The 17,360-nt window shown below is 55.0% G+C and carries 16 protein-coding genes, 1 pseudogene and 1 riboswitch; of the genes and pseudogenes, 4 read left to right on the top strand and 13 right to left on the bottom strand.

Going from position 1 to position 17,360, the window contains the following annotated elements; genetic code table 11:
• Positions 1–19 precede the first annotated feature (19 nt).
• The 3 genes from N0M98_RS30380 to N0M98_RS30370 all read right to left on the bottom strand — a co-directional run bounded on the left by N0M98_RS30380 (position 20) and on the right by N0M98_RS30370 (position 3,783).
• The gene (locus tag N0M98_RS30380; RefSeq protein WP_259620119.1) at positions 20–1,063 is read right to left on the bottom strand and encodes a FecCD family ABC transporter permease; all 1,044 of its coding nucleotides are present in this window, start codon (positions 1,061–1,063) and stop codon (positions 20–22) included.
• Position 1,064: 1 nt separating this feature from the next.
• Positions 1,065–2,072 (bottom strand): FecCD family ABC transporter permease, encoded by a 1,008-nt coding sequence (locus N0M98_RS30375; RefSeq protein ID WP_249863907.1) that lies wholly within the window; start codon positions 2,070–2,072, stop codon positions 1,065–1,067.
• Positions 2,073–2,262: 190 nt separating this feature from the next.
• The gene (locus N0M98_RS30370; protein WP_259620118.1) at positions 2,263–3,783 is read right to left on the bottom strand and encodes a carboxypeptidase M32; all 1,521 of its coding nucleotides are present in this window, start codon (positions 3,781–3,783) and stop codon (positions 2,263–2,265) included.
• A 154-nt stretch (positions 3,784–3,937) separates the two neighbouring features.
• On the opposite strand from N0M98_RS30370, the gene N0M98_RS30365 reads away from it, so the two are divergent.
• The gene (locus N0M98_RS30365; RefSeq protein WP_259620117.1) at positions 3,938–4,273 is read left to right on the top strand and encodes an iron-sulfur cluster biosynthesis family protein; all 336 of its coding nucleotides are present in this window, start codon (positions 3,938–3,940) and stop codon (positions 4,271–4,273) included.
• A 104-nt stretch (positions 4,274–4,377) separates the two neighbouring features.
• Here the strand turns inward: N0M98_RS30365 and N0M98_RS30360 are convergent, their stop codons facing one another.
• The 5 genes from N0M98_RS30360 to N0M98_RS30340 form a co-directional block, all read right to left on the bottom strand.
• Positions 4,378–4,932, bottom strand: a complete 555-nt coding sequence (locus tag N0M98_RS30360; protein ID WP_249863910.1) for a beta-class carbonic anhydrase — start codon at positions 4,930–4,932, stop codon at positions 4,378–4,380.
• A 181-nt stretch (positions 4,933–5,113) separates the two neighbouring features.
• On the bottom strand, positions 5,114–5,707 hold the full coding sequence (locus N0M98_RS30355) for a hypothetical protein (protein ID WP_249863911.1): 594 nt from the start codon (positions 5,705–5,707) through the stop codon (positions 5,114–5,116).
• Between the two features lie 104 nt (positions 5,708–5,811).
• Positions 5,812–7,251, bottom strand: a complete 1,440-nt coding sequence (locus N0M98_RS30350; protein ID WP_249863912.1) for a HAMP domain-containing sensor histidine kinase — start codon at positions 7,249–7,251, stop codon at positions 5,812–5,814.
• Complete coding sequence (locus tag N0M98_RS30345) at positions 7,244–7,984, bottom strand: response regulator transcription factor (RefSeq protein WP_249863913.1); 741 nt, start codon at positions 7,982–7,984, stop codon at positions 7,244–7,246. Before N0M98_RS30345 ends, N0M98_RS30350 begins: the two co-directional genes overlap by 8 nt.
• Complete coding sequence (locus tag N0M98_RS30340) at positions 7,981–8,517, bottom strand: DUF309 domain-containing protein (RefSeq protein WP_249863914.1); 537 nt, start codon at positions 8,515–8,517, stop codon at positions 7,981–7,983. Before N0M98_RS30340 ends, N0M98_RS30345 begins: the two co-directional genes overlap by 4 nt.
• Before the next feature lie 156 nt (positions 8,518–8,673).
• Here N0M98_RS30340 and N0M98_RS30335 point away from each other — a divergent pair, with 156 nt between their 5' ends.
• The 3 genes from N0M98_RS30335 (at position 8,674) to N0M98_RS30325 (ending at position 11,520) form a co-directional block, all read left to right on the top strand.
• Complete coding sequence (locus N0M98_RS30335) at positions 8,674–9,123, top strand: hypothetical protein (protein WP_249863915.1); 450 nt, start codon at positions 8,674–8,676, stop codon at positions 9,121–9,123.
• Positions 9,124–9,157: 34 nt separating this feature from the next.
• Positions 9,158–9,433, top strand: coding sequence for a YxcD family protein (locus tag N0M98_RS30330; protein WP_249863916.1), 276 nt, complete (start codon positions 9,158–9,160; stop codon positions 9,431–9,433).
• 152 nt (positions 9,434–9,585) lie between these two features.
• Entirely contained in the window at positions 9,586–11,520 is a 1,935-nt protein-coding gene (locus tag N0M98_RS30325) for a glycosyl hydrolase family 18 protein (protein WP_259620116.1), read from the top strand.
• A 205-nt stretch (positions 11,521–11,725) separates the two neighbouring features.
• Here N0M98_RS30325 and N0M98_RS30320 read toward each other — a convergent pair whose 3' ends face one another.
• The 5 genes and pseudogenes from N0M98_RS30320 to N0M98_RS30300 form a co-directional block, all read right to left on the bottom strand.
• Positions 11,726–12,577 carry an energy-coupling factor ABC transporter ATP-binding protein gene (locus tag N0M98_RS30320; RefSeq protein WP_259620115.1) on the bottom strand — a complete coding sequence of 284 codons (852 nt, stop codon included), beginning with the start codon at positions 12,575–12,577 and terminating at the stop codon, positions 11,726–11,728.
• Positions 12,574–13,377 (bottom strand): cobalt ECF transporter T component CbiQ, encoded by an 804-nt coding sequence (gene cbiQ / locus N0M98_RS30315; RefSeq protein WP_259620114.1) that lies wholly within the window; start codon positions 13,375–13,377, stop codon positions 12,574–12,576. The genes N0M98_RS30320 and cbiQ overlap by 4 nt, the downstream gene beginning before the upstream one ends.
• Positions 13,374–13,652, bottom strand: coding sequence for a cobalt ECF transporter S component CbiN (locus tag N0M98_RS30310; protein ID WP_259620113.1), 279 nt, complete (start codon positions 13,650–13,652; stop codon positions 13,374–13,376). Before N0M98_RS30310 ends, cbiQ begins: the two co-directional genes overlap by 4 nt.
• Positions 13,649–14,416 carry an energy-coupling factor ABC transporter permease gene (locus tag N0M98_RS30305; protein WP_259620112.1) on the bottom strand — a complete coding sequence of 256 codons (768 nt, stop codon included), beginning with the start codon at positions 14,414–14,416 and terminating at the stop codon, positions 13,649–13,651. Before N0M98_RS30305 ends, N0M98_RS30310 begins: the two co-directional genes overlap by 4 nt.
• Before the next feature lie 156 nt (positions 14,417–14,572).
• Positions 14,573–14,763: riboswitch (cobalamin riboswitch) on the bottom strand.
• Positions 14,764–15,036: 273 nt separating this feature from the next.
• Positions 15,037–17,173, bottom strand: a pseudogene (locus N0M98_RS30300) (thioredoxin domain-containing protein).
• Positions 17,174–17,360: the final 187 nt, after the last annotated feature.

The raw sequence follows: 17,360 nt of genomic DNA, 5'->3' as shown, positions 1-17,360 counted from the left end.
CATCTCCTTCAATCGTCTATCATGAATGGCGGTGTTTGTAGAGCAGGTACACGAAGAACGGCGCGCCGATGACCGCGGTGAATACGCCGGCCGGAATATCAAGGGGCGTGAACAGCGTACGAGCCGCCAAGTCCGCTACCAGCAGAATGAACGCTCCGATCAATGCCGAAACCGGTAGAACGCCTCCGAAGGCCGGTCCGACCAGCTTGCGGGCGATATGGGGCGCCATCAGTCCGATAAAGCCGATGGCTCCGCCGATCGCCACCGCCGCCCCCGCCAGTCCTACGCTAAGCAGAATGAGAATGGCCCGCTTCGCCTGTACGGCGCTGCCGACGCCGGCCGCGATATCTTGGCCGAGCTCCTGGACGTTAACTTCCCGTGCCAAGAGCAGCGTCACCGGCAGCAAAACGACGACCCAAGGAAGCAGCACGAGCACGTCTTTCTCCCAGGAAACCCCGTAGATGCTGCCCGTCATGAACGTCATCGACTTGTTGGCCAAAATAATCGGTCCGGATATCATCAGCATGTAAGAGATAGAGCTGTAAGCCGACGACATCCCGATGCCGATCATAACCATTCGCAAAGGCGATACGCCTTTCTTCCATGCTAAAATATAAATCAAGAACGTCGACAAGAACGCCCCAATAATGGCGCATAGGGGCAGCCACTGGATGCTGAGCGTACCGCCCAGGAAAAAGAAGAAGCATACGGCCCCGAGCGACGCGCCGCCCGTAATTCCCACGATGTCCGGGGAAGCGAGCGGATTGCGGATCAGCCCTTGCAGGATAGCGCCGGAAACGGCGAGCGAGCTGCCGACCAGCACGGCCACAATCATCCTCGGCAGACGAAGCGTGTGCACAATGACAGTGTTCGTTTCCGAGCCGAGGCCGAGAAACACTTTAATAACTTCGAGCGGCGTGATTTTGACCGAGCCGACGCCGGTTCCGATGATGAAGATCGCCGCGTTAACGATCATTAATCCGACAATCACCCACAGCATTTTTTTACTCACGAGAAAAGAGAACGGAGGCTTCTTGCTGCGAAGTGTCCAATATTTGCTCATACTACGATCTCCCTCCTTTCCGCGCAATATACACGAAGAAAGGAACGCCGAGCAATGCGGTGACGACTCCAACGGGGACTTCCTTCGGCATCGCGATAAATCTGGACCCGAGGTCCGCAAGGAGGATCAGAATCGCACCGAGCACCGCGCAATACGGAACGACCCAGCGGTAGTCGGTGCCGACCAGGTACCGGGCGATATGCGGGATGATAATCCCGACGAAGACGACCGGCCCGGCCACAGCCACGGAGCCGCCGGACAAGATGACGATGACGACTGCCGCGCCGAGCTTTATGTATACCGTTCGCTGGCCAAGGCCCTTGGCTACGTCGTCTCCCATGGCCAAAATATTCATATGGCGGGATAGCAGCATCGCTGCGATCAGTGCGATTGCAATATAAGGAACGACCGCGCCCAGCATCTTCAGTTCTCTGCCTGCGACGGAACCGACCAGCCAAATCAGCACCTGATCGAACGCCTTGCCGTTCGTCAGCAGAACGCCTTGGGTTAGCGACGAGAAGAAGGCCGTCACCGCCGATCCGGCCAAAGTGACCTTTACCGGCGTTAATCCGTCTCTGCCGAGCGAGCCCATCACGTAGACGATCCCCGCGCTGAGAGCGGCTCCGATGAAAGCGACCCAGGTCAGCGTCATCATGCCCGCGGACGGTCCGAAACCGACAAGCAGCACGATGCAGAAAGCCGCGCCCGAATTAACGCCGAATAAGCTGGGCGAAGCCAGCGGATTTTTCGTCAGCGCCTGCATGTAGGCGCCCGCCACCGCAAGGCTGGCACCCACGGTGACGGCGATGAGCGCGCGCGGTATTCTCGTCGTCTGAATGATAAGATGGTCGTTGCTGCCGTTGAACGCAGTATACGCTTCAACGACGGTATTCCAGGAATAATTGTTGACGCCGAACATAATGCTTGCGGCGGCCGATGCGAGGCAAATCAGGACAAAAAAGATGAGCCCTGCGATTTTGGCTTGCTGCGAATGGAATAAAGCTCTCATAAGACCCTCTTTTGCTTTTTTCATTTATAAAAGAATGATAAAATAAGTACTTTTCCATTCTATGAGAACCGTTATCAGTTGTCAACGATTTTGAAAATCATTATCATGGAGAACCGTGCATAAACAAAAATACCCGCACCGATCGATAGCCTCGACCGTACGGGTATTTCCAGAAATGCCGATTTACCGGTTACAGCTTGTAAATATCGCCGAACTTCTTGGCGAAGTACTGCACCAGGTAATCCGGGTTCAGCTCCTCGCCCGTCACCTGCATAATAATTTCGTTCGGGCTAAGCGCCTTGCCGTAACGGTAGATGCGATCCGTCAGCCAATCCTTGATCGGCAGCAAATTCCCGCTCTCGATCAGCTCGTCGTAGCCTGCAAGCTGCTTCCTCAGCGTATGCTCGATCTGCGCTGCGTACATATTGCCTAGCGCGTACGAAGGGAAATAGCCGAACGAGCCTCCGGCCCAGTGAACGTCCTGCAGCACCCCTTCTCCGTCGTTGGCGGGCACGACGCCGAGATATTCCTTATATTTCTCATTCCACACTTCCGGAAGATCCGCTACGCGCACCGATTCGCTGAACAGCGCTTTCTCGATTTCATAACGAACCATAATATGCAGGTTATAAGTCAGCTCGTCGGCTTCGATGCGGATCAGCGATGGCTTGACTTCATTGGACGCCCGGTAAAACTCCTCAACCGATACGCTATCGAATTGCCCCGGATAATTGGCTTGCAAATCTTTATAATATCGTTTCCAGAACGGACGGCTTCGCCCGATCATATTTTCCCAATAGCGCGATTGCGATTCATGAATCCCCATCGAGGTGCCTGTGCACAGCGGCGTGCCGATCAGCTCGGGCGAAATGTTCTGCTCATACAGCGCATGGCCGCCTTCGTGGATCGTGCCGAACAGCGCGCTGTTGACGTCGTCGAGCAAATAGCGGGTCGTGATCCGCACATCTCCCGGATTCAAGCCTGTGGCGAACGGATGAACCGTCTCGTCCAGCCTGCCCGCTTCGAAGTCGTAACCCATTTGCCCTAAGATAAAGAGGCTAAACGCTTTCTGCTTTTGCTTGTCGAAGCGCTGTCTCAAGAAGCCGGTTTCCGGCTTATGCGGCGAAGCCTGGACGGCCGATAGAAGCGGAACGACCTTTTCGCGCAGCGCGCCGAACACTTCATCGAGCTTAGCCACGGTCATGCCCGGCTCGTACATATCGAGCAGCGTATTGTACTTATGCCCTTCATAGCCCCACAGCTGAATAAACTCCAGATTGGCCGCCACGATTTTCTCCAGATAAGGCTGGAACTTGGCGTAATCGGAAGCTTCCTTCGCTTCCTCCCAGACCGACTCGGCTTGCGAGGTTAATACGACGTATTCCTGATGCAGCTTGGGCGGTATTTTCTTGCTCCGCTCATAATCCTTGGCGCATTCTTTGACGACGGTGCGGTCCGTAGAACTAAGCAAGGCCTGCTTATCCGATTCGTTGAAATAAGCGAGCATCTCTCCCATTTGTTCCGACACGGCCATGGCGAAATGCTCGGCGGACAGCATGCCGACGACTTCGGAACGAGTACCGATCCCTTTTTTCGGCGCCCCGGTCCTCATATCCCAATACAGCAACCCGATCGCTTCCTCGTAGCTCTTCATTTTTTTCAAATATTCCTTGAACTCCGTCAGCTTCTGGTCAAATCCCTGTGCGGTCACGGACAGCACCCCTTTCCCGATTAAAAATAACATTCTCTTCCATGATACTTCGTTTGCATTAGAGAAGCAACTTGCTCCGCGGAAGCCTCCCCCTGCCTTGCGCGCACCTGCCTGAACTGTGCTAAAATAGAATATAGAAAAGGAGAGGACAGCCATGCAAATTACTTTTACGGACCAAGCGGTCGACCAATTAGGCAAATACCAAATTAACGAGAACGGGGAACTGAAGCTGGTATACGATTCGGAGGGCTGCGGATGCGCGGTCAGCGGCGTGCCGACCTTATGGATCGTGGACCGGGCGGGAGAACGGGACTTGCGTGCCGAGGGAACGCCTTACGAGCTGCTGTACGAGAAAAAGCACGAAGTGTTCTTCGAGGATCGGATGACGCTCGATTATGCGGAAAACCGCGGGTACGTGCTCAAGAGCAGCGGACAAATCTACAACGCCAACATGCGTCTTATTGATAAAAGGGATACAACCGCAGGGTAAGATTCCCTCCGGTCATTCCCGACGGCAAAAAACAGCCGGACAGATTGCGCCGCCTCTTCAGGAATGAAGCGGAGCGAAGCCTGTCCGGCTGCTTGTCGTTCGCCTTAGTCTCCGGTTACGAGATCCAGCTTGCCTGTCGCCGGATCGATGATCAGCCCGTGAACGGGAATGTCCGGAACGAGAGGATGGTTTTTAATGACGTTGACGCTGTTTTTGACGCTTTCGGCTACGTCGTCGAAGCCGCGCAGCCATCTTTCGATATGCAGACCGGAATATTCCAGAGTTTGGAGCGTTTCTTCCTTAATCCCCCGCTCGATAAACTTCTTCTTCGTAGCCTCCGGATTCAAGTGGCTCATGCCGCAATCATAGTGGCCGATAACGAATACTTCGTCGGCGCCCAGCTCGTAGATCGCAACGATAATACTCCGCATAATGCCCCCGAACGGCGTCGACACGACGCCTCCCGCAGCTTTGATCATTTTGACGTCGCCGTTTTTCAAATTCATGCTGGCCGGCAGCAGCTCCAGCAGACGTGTGTCCATACATGTGAGAATTACGAACTTCTTATCCGGGAATTTGGATGTCAAATAAGGCTCGTACTTCTTTTCTGTCACGAAGGACCGGTTAAATTCCAAAATTTCATTCAGCAGCTTGCTCAATTGAATCTCCTCCCACCGAGTTCGTCTGTTTGGCTTGTCCGTTCTTTAAACGGGATTGGTTATCAAAAATAGGCCAGCCGATTTTCCCCTATTTCATTAACCTTATCTTTTTTTTCATAGATTTTCAAGATCCTTCATAAATTGAATGCGGTTCCACTGCAAATTCGTACCGAAAAACGTCTTAGGGCTGCGGCAGCTTCCCCTCGAGCAATCGGATCAGCCGCTGCTCCACATTGCCTGTGCGCCTCTGGTCGCCCGTGACCGGCGTATCCGCCTGAGCTTGCGGGACAGGCTCCGCCGCCTGGCCTTCCTCCTCGCGCTCCTGCCTCCTGCGCTTCTGAAACTCCTGCACCATCTTCTCGCGCTCCTCCTGGCTTAACCCGTCGAACGGCTTGGAATCCCGGGCAGCCTTCATCCGGGCATGCGCACGCTCCCGATAATCGCTGACGAACCGTCTCTGCTCGTTCGTCAGCAGGTCGATGATGTCCTGCCGATCGGCTTGCGTGAGCTCTCCCGTTCTCGTGTTGCGCTGCACGACGGGCAGCATTTGCTCGGCTTGCTTCCTATTAATAGTAAGCTGAGCCTGCTTGTCCATCTGAACGAGACTTTGGAACAATAGCACCATGTCCCGCTCCATATCGCTTTGCACATCTTCCTCTTTCTGCACGGGGGCAAGCGAACGGGCGTCGGCCGCGGAATGATCCGGTTCGCATCCGCTAAGCATGGCTGCCACACTGATCACCAAGCCGATCGTACGCAAACAGCGATTGTTCATTAGCAGCCCCCCTTAATGACAAAATATCCCGCCTCTTTGCTATAGAGACAGGATACTGTGTAACTTTGATTAAATTATGCTTGATTTGTGAAAATTGTGTAAAATCATTCCGTCTCCTCGCTGAGCGGAAATTTCAATCTGAATTCCGTGCCTTCCCCGTACCGGCTCGTGACGGCGATCGTTCCTTTCATCCCGCTGACCAAGTGCTTGACGATCGTAAGTCCTAAGCCGGTCCCGCCCGTGGCCGTCGCTCTCGACGGCTCGACCTTATAGAACCGGTCCCATATCCGGTACAGCTCCTCCTGCTCCATGCCGATTCCCGTATCCTTAATCCGGATGACGGCTTCCTCCCCTTCTCTGCGCAGCTCCACAGTGACCGTGCCGCCCGGAGGAGTGAACTGCATGGCGTTATACAGCAGATTCTGCATAATTTGCACGAACCGGTCCTCGTCCAGCTCAGCCTTTACCGTCTCGCCCGGAGGTGGCAGCAGCTCCTTCAAAATCAACTGCTTTTCCTGCATCGGAGGCCGCATCAACGCCAGCACCTGGCTGACCGCTTCATTAAGCCGAATCGGCTGCGTCCGGAAGACGTCCACGCCGTTCTGAATTCGGGCAAGATCGAGCAGATCGTTCACGAGCCGCTGCAGCCGCTGCACTTCCTGATCGCATATTTTCAAATAATGCTCGTATTTATCCTGAGGAATAACCTTGTCGTTCATCGCCACGATAAACCCGCGCAAGGTCGTCAACGGGGAACGCAGCTCGTGGGAGACATTAGCCAGAAACTCCTGACGCGCATCCTCCCATTGTACGAGCTGATCCACCATGAAGTTGAAGCTTTTGGCCAGCTCCCCCACTTCATCCTCGGACGTAACCGGCACGCGGGTCGTGAAATCGCCCCCGGCCAGCTCCAGCGCCGCCCGGTTCATCTGCTGCAGCGGGCCCGCCAGCTTGCGCGAGAGGATGAACAAAATGATCGCTACGGCGATCAAGGAGAAGATCAGCGGCACGATGATGTTCCAGCGGACGGCCGCCAGCGCCTCGCTCACTTCGAGCACGGGCACGTTCAGGAAAATGACGATAGGTTCCCCGTTCATCTGCGCCGGCGCGTAGTAGGTCAAGAGTCCTTCCCGGGGCCGGTCGTCGAATTTGTACTGTCCGGCGACGAAGCCGCTCTGTCCTTTCAAGCCGTCGATGAATAAAGGGTCCATTTCCTTGGGAATGACGGTGCCCTCGCGTTCCGAGGAGCCGTTCAAGACGTTGCCTTTGGCGTCGATCAGCCATACCTGGCCGTTGATGCCTCTGGCGATCAGCCGGATGCCGAACCGCAGCTCCCGCGTGGAGATCGTTCCCTCCTGAACGGATGGCATCAGCTTGGACACTTCTCCGAACCGGGAGGAGAGCAGCTCCTTCTTATCCTTGTAAAATAAATCCGTAAAATAATTGTTCCAAAATAAGGCCAAGCCGAGAAAAAACAAAATGCACGTCGCCAAAAAGGACAGGAACAGCTTAATATAGAAGCTTCGGTACCACCGCTTAAGCATGACGGGTAACCTCGAAGGAATAGCCGATGCCCCACAGCGTTTGGATAGCCCATTCCGGATTGGCTCCGAGCTTTTTACGGAGATTTTTCACATGGGCGTCGACCGTGCGGGTTCCGCCGCTAAAATCGAAATTCCATACGTAACCGAGAAGGTCTTCCCGCGAATAGACCCTGCCCGGATTGGAAGCGAGAAAATGCAGCAGCTCGATTTCTTTGGGCGTCAGATCGACTCTTTCCCCGTTGACCGTCACTTTATACTGCTCGGGATCGATCATCAGCGAACCGACGCGCAGCATGCTCTTGACCGTTCTGGACGCCTGGGCCGCCGCGGCCGTATGCTGCGACTGCGTCCGCCGCAGCACCGCCTTGATTCGGGCGATCAGCTCGTTCGGATCGAACGGCTTGACGATATAATCGTCGACGCCCAGATTAAAAGCGCGCAGCTTGTCGATCGACTCGCCCTTCGCCGTCAGGAAGATGATCGGCGTCTGCGAGATCGGTCCCGGGTCGCTGCGAATCTCGCTGCACAGCTCAAACCCGGATCGGTCCGGCAGCATCACGTCGAGCAGCACGATATCGGGAGTCTCCTCCCGGATCAGCTGCATCACTTCGCTGCCGCGATAGGCGATGAACGGCTCGTATCCGGCGTGCTCGAGATAGAGCCGGATCACCTCGACGATATTCGGCTCGTCGTCGACAACCGCCACCTTGCCGAGCTTCACGGCGTTCGTCATGGCTCCATCCCCCGCTGCCGCGCCTTCCGGGTCCGGCTCAGCTCCCGCTCGGCCACAACCGAGCTGCGATCCCGCAAACTATGCTTATGAATCAGATACGTGTCGGCCAGATCGCTCGGCCGCCTCCAGGTCAGTCCGCGTTCCGCGCAGCGCTCCACGCATTCCGCTTCCAGCCGGGGGTCCGAGAGAGGAAGGTCCAGGTCCTCGTACGCCGTCCCGGCACTTGCGATCTGTGCGAGCCGCTCCTTGAGCCGGCTTCTCATGAGATCTGCAGCGATGCCGAGCGCAGCCATTCCTTCGTCCGTCAACTGGTTCAGCGCGCTGCCCAGCATCTTCGACGCTCCTATGAGATTGTTTCTCCGTTGATGATACAGCCCTACGGCGACCTGGATCAAACCGACATAGCAGGAGGCGAGCGGGTCGCCCGGGCGCTCTTTCCAAAACTCTTCCATCACTTCATGGCATTCGAAAAAATCACGCTCCGCGTGAAAATAAATCAAATAATCGATATAAGCTTCAGGATAAGCTGACATGAAATAACCGCCTCTTGTAGGTAGAAAATAATAGAGCTTTTTTTTGCTCCCTCTATATTGTATCAAGAAGGGATAAAAACTGAAACCTTTGTCCAGATTATTCGTAGTAAGATTTAACAGCGGCAACAACAAAACATTTTTTGGAGGGTCAACCGTATGTGGAAAAAATTATCTCTCATCATGATGGCTTGCGTCATCGCCTTCTCGTTCAGCGCGGCGGGAACGGCAGACGCGGCAAAGGGCTCGTACAAATCCCCTAAGAAGAGCTTCAGTCCGAGCACGACGACGAACCAGACGCCTAACAGCGGCGCAAGCAGCAAAAACGAACCGGCCGCTTCGACGAAGACGAACACCGGGACGACAACGAACCCGACGTCGGCGACCAAGCCCGGATTTTTCGGCGGCGGCTTTATGAAAGGCATGCTGCTCGGCGGTCTGGCCGGTATGCTGTTCGGCGGCTTGTTCGGCAACATGGGCATGCTCGGCAATATTCTCGGCTTGCTGATCAACGTTATGGCGATTTTCGCTGTCATCGCTATCGTGATCAAGCTCGTTCAATATTTCCGCGAGAAGCGCAAATACAACGAACAGCCTAAACGCTACTAATACCATATTTTGAGAATGACGAGGTCGTTGCACAATGAGATTGTCGGAGCAAGATATCATTAACGCCATTTGCCTTCACATCGGCGAGCGCAAGCAGCTTCATCCGAGCCAGGTGGAAGTCGAGCTGATGTGGGACGAAGACTACGGGTTCTCCGCCGAAGTATTTGCGGAGGGACGAAGCCAGATTATTGTGGCGGCGAACATGCTCGAAGCGATCGAGCGGTATCTGCTGACGCAAATGAACATCCGCGTATTCCGCGATCAGATTGAGCTTAAGTTAGAAGACGAGATCGTGGCCGATATCGCTTAAATAACCGAATGATCCGCCCCCCGTTCACAGCCGGACAAGCCGCCGAACGGGGGGTTTTTCTATGCCTGTTTGTCTTTCTACTATTTTCCTTCGCAACTTCTGCTAGGCTGGATGCGTTTAATAGGATAGATTTAGTAGAAAGAGGCTGATGCATGTTGAATCGCAAGACCATACTGATCGTCTCCGTCATGGCGCTGTCCTTCTCTTCCTTCGGTTCGGCCATGGCAGCGGACAAAACCTCGAAATACCGGGTTTATCAGGACGACCGCCTGATTCTCGAATCGTCGGATTACAAAACCGCGGAAAATTACGCCCGGCAGTTTTCCGACAGCCATGTGGAAGATATCGGCACGCGCCAGTGGCTGTGGAACAACTACCCCCGTTATAAAGTGTATCAAAGCGGCTACAGCAGCTCTGCCTGGGAATTCGCCACCTTGGATCAGGCTGTGCGCGAAGCCGCCAAATGGACCCATGCCAGCGTGCGCGACCTGCAATCGGGTGGCTGGGTATGGAACAACTACCCGAAATACCGGGTATACCAGGGCGACGCTACCATGGCTTCATGGGAGTTCGCCACTTTGGCCGAAGCCAAAGCCGAAGCGGGCAAATGGAGCAACGCCCATATCATCGACTTAAGCACTAATCAGTGGGTGTGGGATAATATTCCTGCAGCTGCCAAAGAAACGCTTCGCGCTTCGGGAAACAAAATCTATCATGTGTATCAGGGCGGCAATACGATGGACGGCTGGGCTTTCTCCTATTTGGAAGACGCCGTTAACGAATCGCTCAAATGGTCCAATTCCACCGTCGTAAACAGCGAGAAAGGCAATAATGTCGTATTTTCCAACGTTAAGCAGTACAAGGTGTACCAATACAGCCAACTGCTCGATTCCTTCATCGATCTGGACGATGCAATTGCTTACGCCAAGCAGTACGCTCATACGAAAATCATTAACGACGATGCCTCCTCCTCCGGAAGCGGCCGTACGATCTGGTCTAATTATCCTTATTATCAAGTTTTCCAAGGAGAGACGTGGATTTCCGACTCCTCCAGCATCGCCAACGCGGTAAGCTATGCGATGAAGTACAGCAACGCGTCCATCCGGCTGCTCGATGACGGCACGAAGATTTGGGACAACTACAGCAAGCTTCAGTTCTGGGGCTGGAACGGCAGCTCCAGCAACGATACGATACGCAGCCAGGTGAATACGACCTCCGGTCTCGACGTCGTATCGCCGACGTATTTCACGCTCGCCGACGGCGCCGGCGGCCTGACCGACACTTCGAACAAAGATACGGTCGCCTGGCTTAAATCGCAAGGATATGCCGTGCAGCCGCTTGTCAGCAACCAGTTTGACGCGAACCTCACCTCCGCGTTTTTGGCTAACGCCGACGCGCAAACCAAGTTTATTCAAGCTTTGGTGAATAAGGGCGCGGAGCTCGGCGTGAACGGGCTGAACATCGATTTTGAAAGCTTGGCGGGCAAAGACCGCGCTGCGTTCACGAAATTCATCGCGAACCTGACCGCAGCCGCACATGACAAAGGCCTGCTAATCTCGATCGATCTTCCCCGGGGCAGCGTCAAGTGGAACGCCCAGACGGCCTTCGACCATGAGAAGCTGGGCGGGATCGTCGACTACATTATAACGATGACCTACGACCAATATTGGAAAGGAAGCACGGAGGCCGGTTCGGTCGCCGGGCTGCAGTGGGTCGAGGAAGGCATTCAGGAATTTCTCTCCTACGGCATTCCGAGAGACAAGCTCATTATCGGTATTCCGTTCTATGTCCGCGAATGGCAGATTGACGGCTCCGGCAATCTCGTGAGCAACCGGGCCGTCTTGATGAAAGACATGCAGGCGCTCATCGCCAGCAAAAACGCCAAATTGACATGGGACGAGCAGTTCAAGCAGTATCGGGTCGAATACAGCGAGGGCGGCTTCCAATACGTATCTTGGCTGGAAGATCAAGATACCGTCAAAGCGCGTCTGGAGCTTGCCAAGAAATACAATCTTGCCGGAGTCGCCGCATGGCGCTTGGGCTACGATACGACCGATTTGTGGAAGACGATGATTCAGGAAAAATAAGATTTGTCCCTTAATAGACAAAGAAAGCCCCGATACGAGGCGGAATTGCTTTTCTCCGCTTACGTTTCGGGGCCTTTTGCCGTACGAACGATTTATGTTTACTTGGAGCCGACAGAACTGCGCTCTCTAAACTGCTTGGCAGCCAGCGCCATATTGCGGAGCGAGGCGACGGTCTCCTCTACGCCGCCGCTTTTTCACCGCGTTTCTAGCGCTGCAGCTGCACAGCCAATGCGGTTCTTATCCATCGTTTGAAGTCTTCCAGATTGCGAGGAGCTTCCGCGCCCCGCCGCATCGCTTCAGGCAGCTCGTTCCATAGCTCCAGCAGCATCGGAAGCTCTAACCCTATGGCGCGAAGATCGTCCCCGCCTCCGAATACGTCCATCGGCGTACCTTCCCGCACACAGCGGCCTTTATCCATGACCAGCACCCAATCCGCCCAGGCAAAGGCCAGATTCATATCGTGCGTCGCCAGCACCACCGTGATGCCGGTGCGATGAATCCGCTCCAGCTCCTCCAGCAGCTGCTGTTCGGACTGCCTGTCCAAATAAGCCGTCGGCTCGTCGAGCAGCACAAGCTCGGGCTCAAGCACCAGCACGCCGGCCAGCGCGACCCGCTTCTTCTGCCCTAGGCTCAGCTGATGGATCGGCCGATCCGCCAGCGCCGCAAGTCCCATCGACGACATTATCGCCCCCGTGCGCCTTGCAATCTCCGGCTCGGATACGCCCGCATTGCGAAGGCCGTAGGAAATATCTTCGCGCGGCGTGCTTAAGACAAGCTGCTGCTCCGGGTCCTGGAACACAAGGCCGACTCGTTCCCGCAGCTGCTTCAGACTGCTCCGGCTATAGGAGAGCGGCTCGCCCTTCCACAGCATTTGTCCTGAAGCCGGGCGATGAATTCCTATCGTTTGCAGAAACAACGTCGATTTACCGGAACCGTTATGACCGCAGATCGCGGTCTTCTTCCCTTCCGGTATGCTTAAGGTCAGCCCTTCAAGCGCCTTCGCCTCCGTGCCGGGATAGCTGTAAACAACCTCTTGCGCCTGCATAATCGGCTTCATCGCATCCCCCTCCATCTCAGCCAGCATTCCGCTGCGATGAGCAGAACAACGCCGCCGTACATCTCCAGCTTGTACCGCCCCGGCATCGGCTTAGCCTCGTAGGGGGCCATCCGGATGTCCTCCGTAAAGCCCCTGGAGATCATCCCGTTCGCCAGCCCCTGGTAACGCTGCATCGTCTTGCCGAACAGCCGCACGACAAGAACGGCCGTATCCTGCAATCTGCCGCGAAAACCCTGCTGTCCTCCACGCGCCCGCTGCGCAACATAAATATTGTGCGCCGTATCGGCGAGCAAAAATAAAAAGCGGTACGTTATCAGCATCAGCTCCAGCACCAGATGAGGCACTCGCAGCTTGCGCATGACCTGGAACAGCTCCGTCATCGGCGTCGTCAAGATCAGAAACAGCGTCGCGGACAAACAGGCGAGAATGCGGACGAAGAGCTTCATCGCCAGTTGGAGTCCGTTCCAGTTCAAATACAAGGTCATATGGGAAAAAGCGCCTACTATGATGCCATGCGTCATCTGTTGCGCGGAGCCCGCCGGTTCAATTTCCAGCAGCAGCACAGGCAGGCTCCCGATAAAAAACAGACAGGAGGCGCCTAAAAACGCCCCATAATAGCGCAGCGGAATCTTCGCGTACCCGATCGTCCACACCAGCATCCAGCCGAATAGCGCGAGCTGAACGACCGGATGCGTCAGGTAGGCGAGGAAGACGAGAGCGGCGGCGAAGCCGCTTTTCCACATGGGCGGTACGATCCGCAGCTTGTTATTGTAAGATAGAACATCGATCGTTCGAATCATTGCGTCTTGGATTTAGCGGATTTTCCTTTGAACAAGCCGATCGTGTACCCGATAAATCCGGCTCCGAGCGCGGCTTGCAAGGCGAACAGCATGCTCTCCGTCTCCGGCGGCGGCTCCAGCAGCGACGAGAACCACGGCTCGTAAGACGGCTGAAGCGTCTTGATCATATCCTCGGCGGCGTCATCCGCTCCTCCGAATTCTCCTTTTACGAAAAGAAGCGGAAGAACGGCCAATAACACCACGGCGATGAGAATCCATTTCGTACTGTTTTTCACGATTCTTTGACTCCTTTCATTTGGCGCTGCAGCAGAGCCAGCTCATTGGTGCTGTAAGATTGCAGCCAATTCCAGATCAATACGGTCAGCAAGCCCTCGCTGATCGCGAGAGGAATTTGCGTTATGGCGAAGATGCCGCCGAATTTCAGGAACGACGCTGCAATGCCTCCCTGCTCCGCCGGGAATGCCAGCGCCAGCTGCAGCGAAGTCACGACATATGTGGACAGGTCGGCCAGGGCCGCCGCCGTGAAAATCGCCAGCTTCTGCTTGCCGGAGGCGTTCATCATCCAGCGATACACATAATAACCGACGACCGGACCGGCCAAGGCCATCGAGAAGGCGTTGGCTCCCAGCGTCGTCAAGCCCCCGTGTGCGAGCAGCACCGCTTGGAACAGCAGTACGATCGACCCGAGCACGCTCATCGGCAGCGGACCGAACATGACCGCACCGAGGCCCGTCCCCGTCGGATGCGAGCTGCTTCCCGTAACGGAAGGAATCTTGAGCGCAGACAGCACGAACGTAAACGCTCCGGCTAACCCCAGCATAATCTTCAGCTCCGGCGTCTCCTTCGTAATTTTCCTTAATGCGCGCAGCCCCAGGACAAAGAACGGAATGAACGCGACCCACCAGAAGATCGCCCATCCCATCGGGAGAAATCCTTCCATAATGTGCATGGCATAAGCGGATTCGGGCTCGTTGACGCTGAAGTACAGCACAAACCCGAGGACGAGGAGCAGCGTGCTCATCCATTTTTTTCTTTTCATTGCGAATACAACCTCCTGATCGATTGGTTTCGCGGGCAACAAGAAAAGACCAATCCGTCTCGAATTGGTCGTGGGTACGTATGAATAGACGACATCAGCGCTTAAGCTCCTGCCGTTTCACGATTCGTACACCGCTCCTTTCCGCGAAGGACTCTTGGTGCATAGTTAAATTAGGTAGGTCTCCTGGCTCACGGATCGCTGTCTTCTTTCGCCTTCCCCGGTGGGTTAACCCCGAGTGACGTGATGAAAGAAACTCCCCGTATACAGTGGCGGGACCGCTCGGGATTTGCACCCGATTCCCTGTTACCCTTTGTCTTCACAAAGGCACCTAATTTACGGAATGTACGGACAAAATGAACAAGCGAGACGCCATCCATGTGCAGGAGAGCCGCCGCCCTTCGTTCTATCCGCGATAAAACCTGCTACCAGCCCGGACAGCGAAGCTCCAAGACGTCGATTACGGTTTTATCCTATTCCATATGCAGTTCATGTAGTACAGACTTATGTGTTATTCGCTGCCCGGAGACAAACTCCTGCTTAGGTCCAAACTTTTTATGGCAATACCTGAAGAGGTGTTGACCCGAGCCATCGCGGTAAATAAGCAGAAATTCGTTCCGCCGCTACTCGTCCATCGGATCAGCTAACAGCTCGGCCAACTCGTCCACATCCGTCGTCGGCGACTGACAAGCGAAGTCCACGCAGACATAAACCGTCGTTCGTCCGCCGATCGCCCGCTTGTCCTGAACGAGCGGAATGAGCTTCGCCGTCTCTTCCCCTTCCTCGCCCGCCGGCACCAGCACCGTCAGCGCATTCGGCCGGAAGCCACTTCGTGCCGCTTCGATCATCTGCTGCGTTTCCATCGCGTCGCGCCTTCCCGCAATGACGATCTCGCTTGAAGGGCCGTAGGCCATGTCCAGCGCGATCAGGAACATCGCGTGCCCCGAAGGATAATGCTCGATCGCCCCGTCGAACGCTGCGAGCTGCGTATCCGCTATTCGCGACAGCTTGGCATCATAGGTCAGCTTGGCTAGCTTCTGCAAATTCATCGCCGCCACCGAATTGCCGGACGGCAAAGCTCCGTCGTAAATCTCCTTATTTCTTGTAAACAAAGCTTCGCCGTCGTTGCCGTAAAAATACAACCCGCCGCTTTGTTCGTCCCAGAACAGCTCCAGCATCTGCGCGTTCAGCTCAAGCGCCAGCTTCAAATAGCTCAGGTCGAACGTCGCTTCGTACAGCTCGATCAGCCCCCACACAAGGAACGCGTAGTCGTCCGCATACGCCAGATATGCCGCTTCGCCGTCGCGGTAACGCGCCAGCAAGCGCCCGTCCTCTCTCCTCATGTGCGATATAATAAACTGCGCCGCCTTGACCGCCGCCTGCAAATACGTCTCGTTGCCGAGCGCCTTATACGCTTTGGCCATCGCCATGATGACCAGACCGTTCCATGAGGTCAATATTTTGTCGTCCTTGCCGGGATGAACGCGCCGCTCCCTATGAAGGAACAGCTGCTGGCGGCAGCGCTCCGCCCGCTCCTGCCATTGCTCGGGCGTTCCCCCTTGGAGCCGAGCCGCCGTCTCCAAATCGCGTGCAATCAGGTTCGGAATGCTCTGCCCCTCGAAATTGCCTTCCGCCGTAATATCGTAGAGGGCGCAGTACCATTCTCCGTCCTCGGCCCCCAGGATGTCTGTGACTTCATCGGGGGACCATACGTAGAACTTGCCTTCCTCCCCTTCGGAGTCGGCATCCTCCGCCGAATAGAAGCCGCCCTCCGGATGCGTCATATCTCGTAAAATATAGGTAAACACTTGCTCGGCGACTCTCGCATACTTCACCTTGCCAGTCAGCTGGTAAGCTTCGATATACGTCCAGGCCAGCAGGGCGTTATCGTACAGCATTTTCTCAAAATGCGGAACAAGCCACCGCTCATCCACCGAATAACGGGAAAAACCGTATCCGATATGGTCAAACATCCCGCCGCGGGACATCGCATCCAGCGTTTTCTCCGCCATCCGCAGCGCCGCCTCCTTGCCGGTCCGCTGATAATGGCGAAGCAAGAATGACAAATGATGTGAAGTAGGAAACTTCGGCCTGTCGCCAAACCCTCCGTACTGCGGATCAAATCGCTGTTCGTACTGCTCGAACGCCTTATCCAGGACGTCTTCGGAGAGGGTCCCCTTCAAGTTCGACAGCATCGTCCTCTCGACCTCCTGAACGACCTGCTCGCTCGTCTCGGCCAGCTTGTCCGGGCTCTCCTTCCATGCATCGGCCAACTTCGTCAATATCTCCATCAGCCCATGACGCCCATACCGCTTGCGCTTCGGAAAATACGTGCCCGCGAAGAACGGCTTCTTCTCCGGCGTCATCACTATCGTCAGCGGCCATCCCCCCTGCCCGGTCAACGCCTGGCATACCGTCATGTACACATTGTCCACATCCGGCCGCTCTTCGCGGTCTACCTTGACGGCAATGTACTCGCGGTTCAGCAGTTCCGCTACTTCCTGATCTTCGAAAGATTCTCTTTCCATTACGTGGCACCAATGGCAGGTTGACACATTATACCTCTAATATTTTATATAGCCGAAGCTAGGAATAGCCTATACTTAAAAATAGCGGTTTGCTTTCCCTTGTGGCTTTGCTGAAAGCCTCTTCTCCCCAAGGGAACCAGTCCACAGGATTATGAGCATGCTGCAGCAGGTATGGGCTTTTTTCATTAATCAAATGGTTAGTGTATTTATGCTTAACTGTTTCATCACGCATAGGTTTAGCAACTCCTATTTTCAAATTATATGATTAAATAAAGTATAGCCAATAAACATAGTGTTGCTGCTGAAAGATAACGTCCAATTGCTGACGGGATTGCCTGTCCGCGAGTTGCTGAATATAATGACCATATCACAGAAAAGGAAAAGGATGCCCCCATGTATGTGGGCCTGCTGCAACAGGC

The organism is Paenibacillus doosanensis (genome assembly GCF_025060755.1).
GTDB lineage: Bacteria > Bacillota > Bacilli > Paenibacillales > NBRC-103111 > Paenibacillus_S > Paenibacillus_S doosanensis.
This window is presented reverse-complemented; position numbering and strand designations above follow the sequence as displayed.

Excerpts from the sequence above, each read along its gene's own strand:
- N0M98_RS30380 (WP_259620119.1), bottom strand. The coding sequence starts at position 1,063 with ATGAGCAAATATTGGACACTTCGCAGCAAGAAGCCTCCGTTCTCTTTT.
- N0M98_RS30375 (WP_249863907.1), bottom strand. The coding sequence starts at position 2,072 with ATGAGAGCTTTATTCCATTCGCAGCAAGCCAAAATCGCAGGGCTCATC.
- N0M98_RS30365 (WP_259620117.1), top strand. The coding sequence starts at position 3,938 with ATGCAAATTACTTTTACGGACCAAGCGGTCGACCAATTAGGCAAATAC.
- N0M98_RS30355 (WP_249863911.1), bottom strand. The coding sequence starts at position 5,707 with ATGAACAATCGCTGTTTGCGTACGATCGGCTTGGTGATCAGTGTGGCA.
- N0M98_RS30350 (WP_249863912.1), bottom strand. The coding sequence starts at position 7,251 with ATGCTTAAGCGGTGGTACCGAAGCTTCTATATTAAGCTGTTCCTGTCC.
- N0M98_RS30345 (WP_249863913.1), bottom strand. The coding sequence starts at position 7,984 with ATGACGAACGCCGTGAAGCTCGGCAAGGTGGCGGTTGTCGACGACGAG.
- N0M98_RS30340 (WP_249863914.1), bottom strand. The coding sequence starts at position 8,517 with ATGTCAGCTTATCCTGAAGCTTATATCGATTATTTGATTTATTTTCAC.
- N0M98_RS30335 (WP_249863915.1), top strand. The coding sequence starts at position 8,674 with ATGTGGAAAAAATTATCTCTCATCATGATGGCTTGCGTCATCGCCTTC.
- N0M98_RS30330 (WP_249863916.1), top strand. The coding sequence starts at position 9,158 with ATGAGATTGTCGGAGCAAGATATCATTAACGCCATTTGCCTTCACATC.
- N0M98_RS30325 (WP_259620116.1), top strand. The coding sequence starts at position 9,586 with ATGTTGAATCGCAAGACCATACTGATCGTCTCCGTCATGGCGCTGTCC.
- N0M98_RS30320 (WP_259620115.1), bottom strand. The coding sequence starts at position 12,577 with ATGAAGCCGATTATGCAGGCGCAAGAGGTTGTTTACAGCTATCCCGGC.
- cbiQ (WP_259620114.1), bottom strand. The coding sequence starts at position 13,377 with ATGATTCGAACGATCGATGTTCTATCTTACAATAACAAGCTGCGGATC.
- N0M98_RS30305 (WP_259620112.1), bottom strand. The coding sequence starts at position 14,416 with ATGAAAAGAAAAAAATGGATGAGCACGCTGCTCCTCGTCCTCGGGTTT.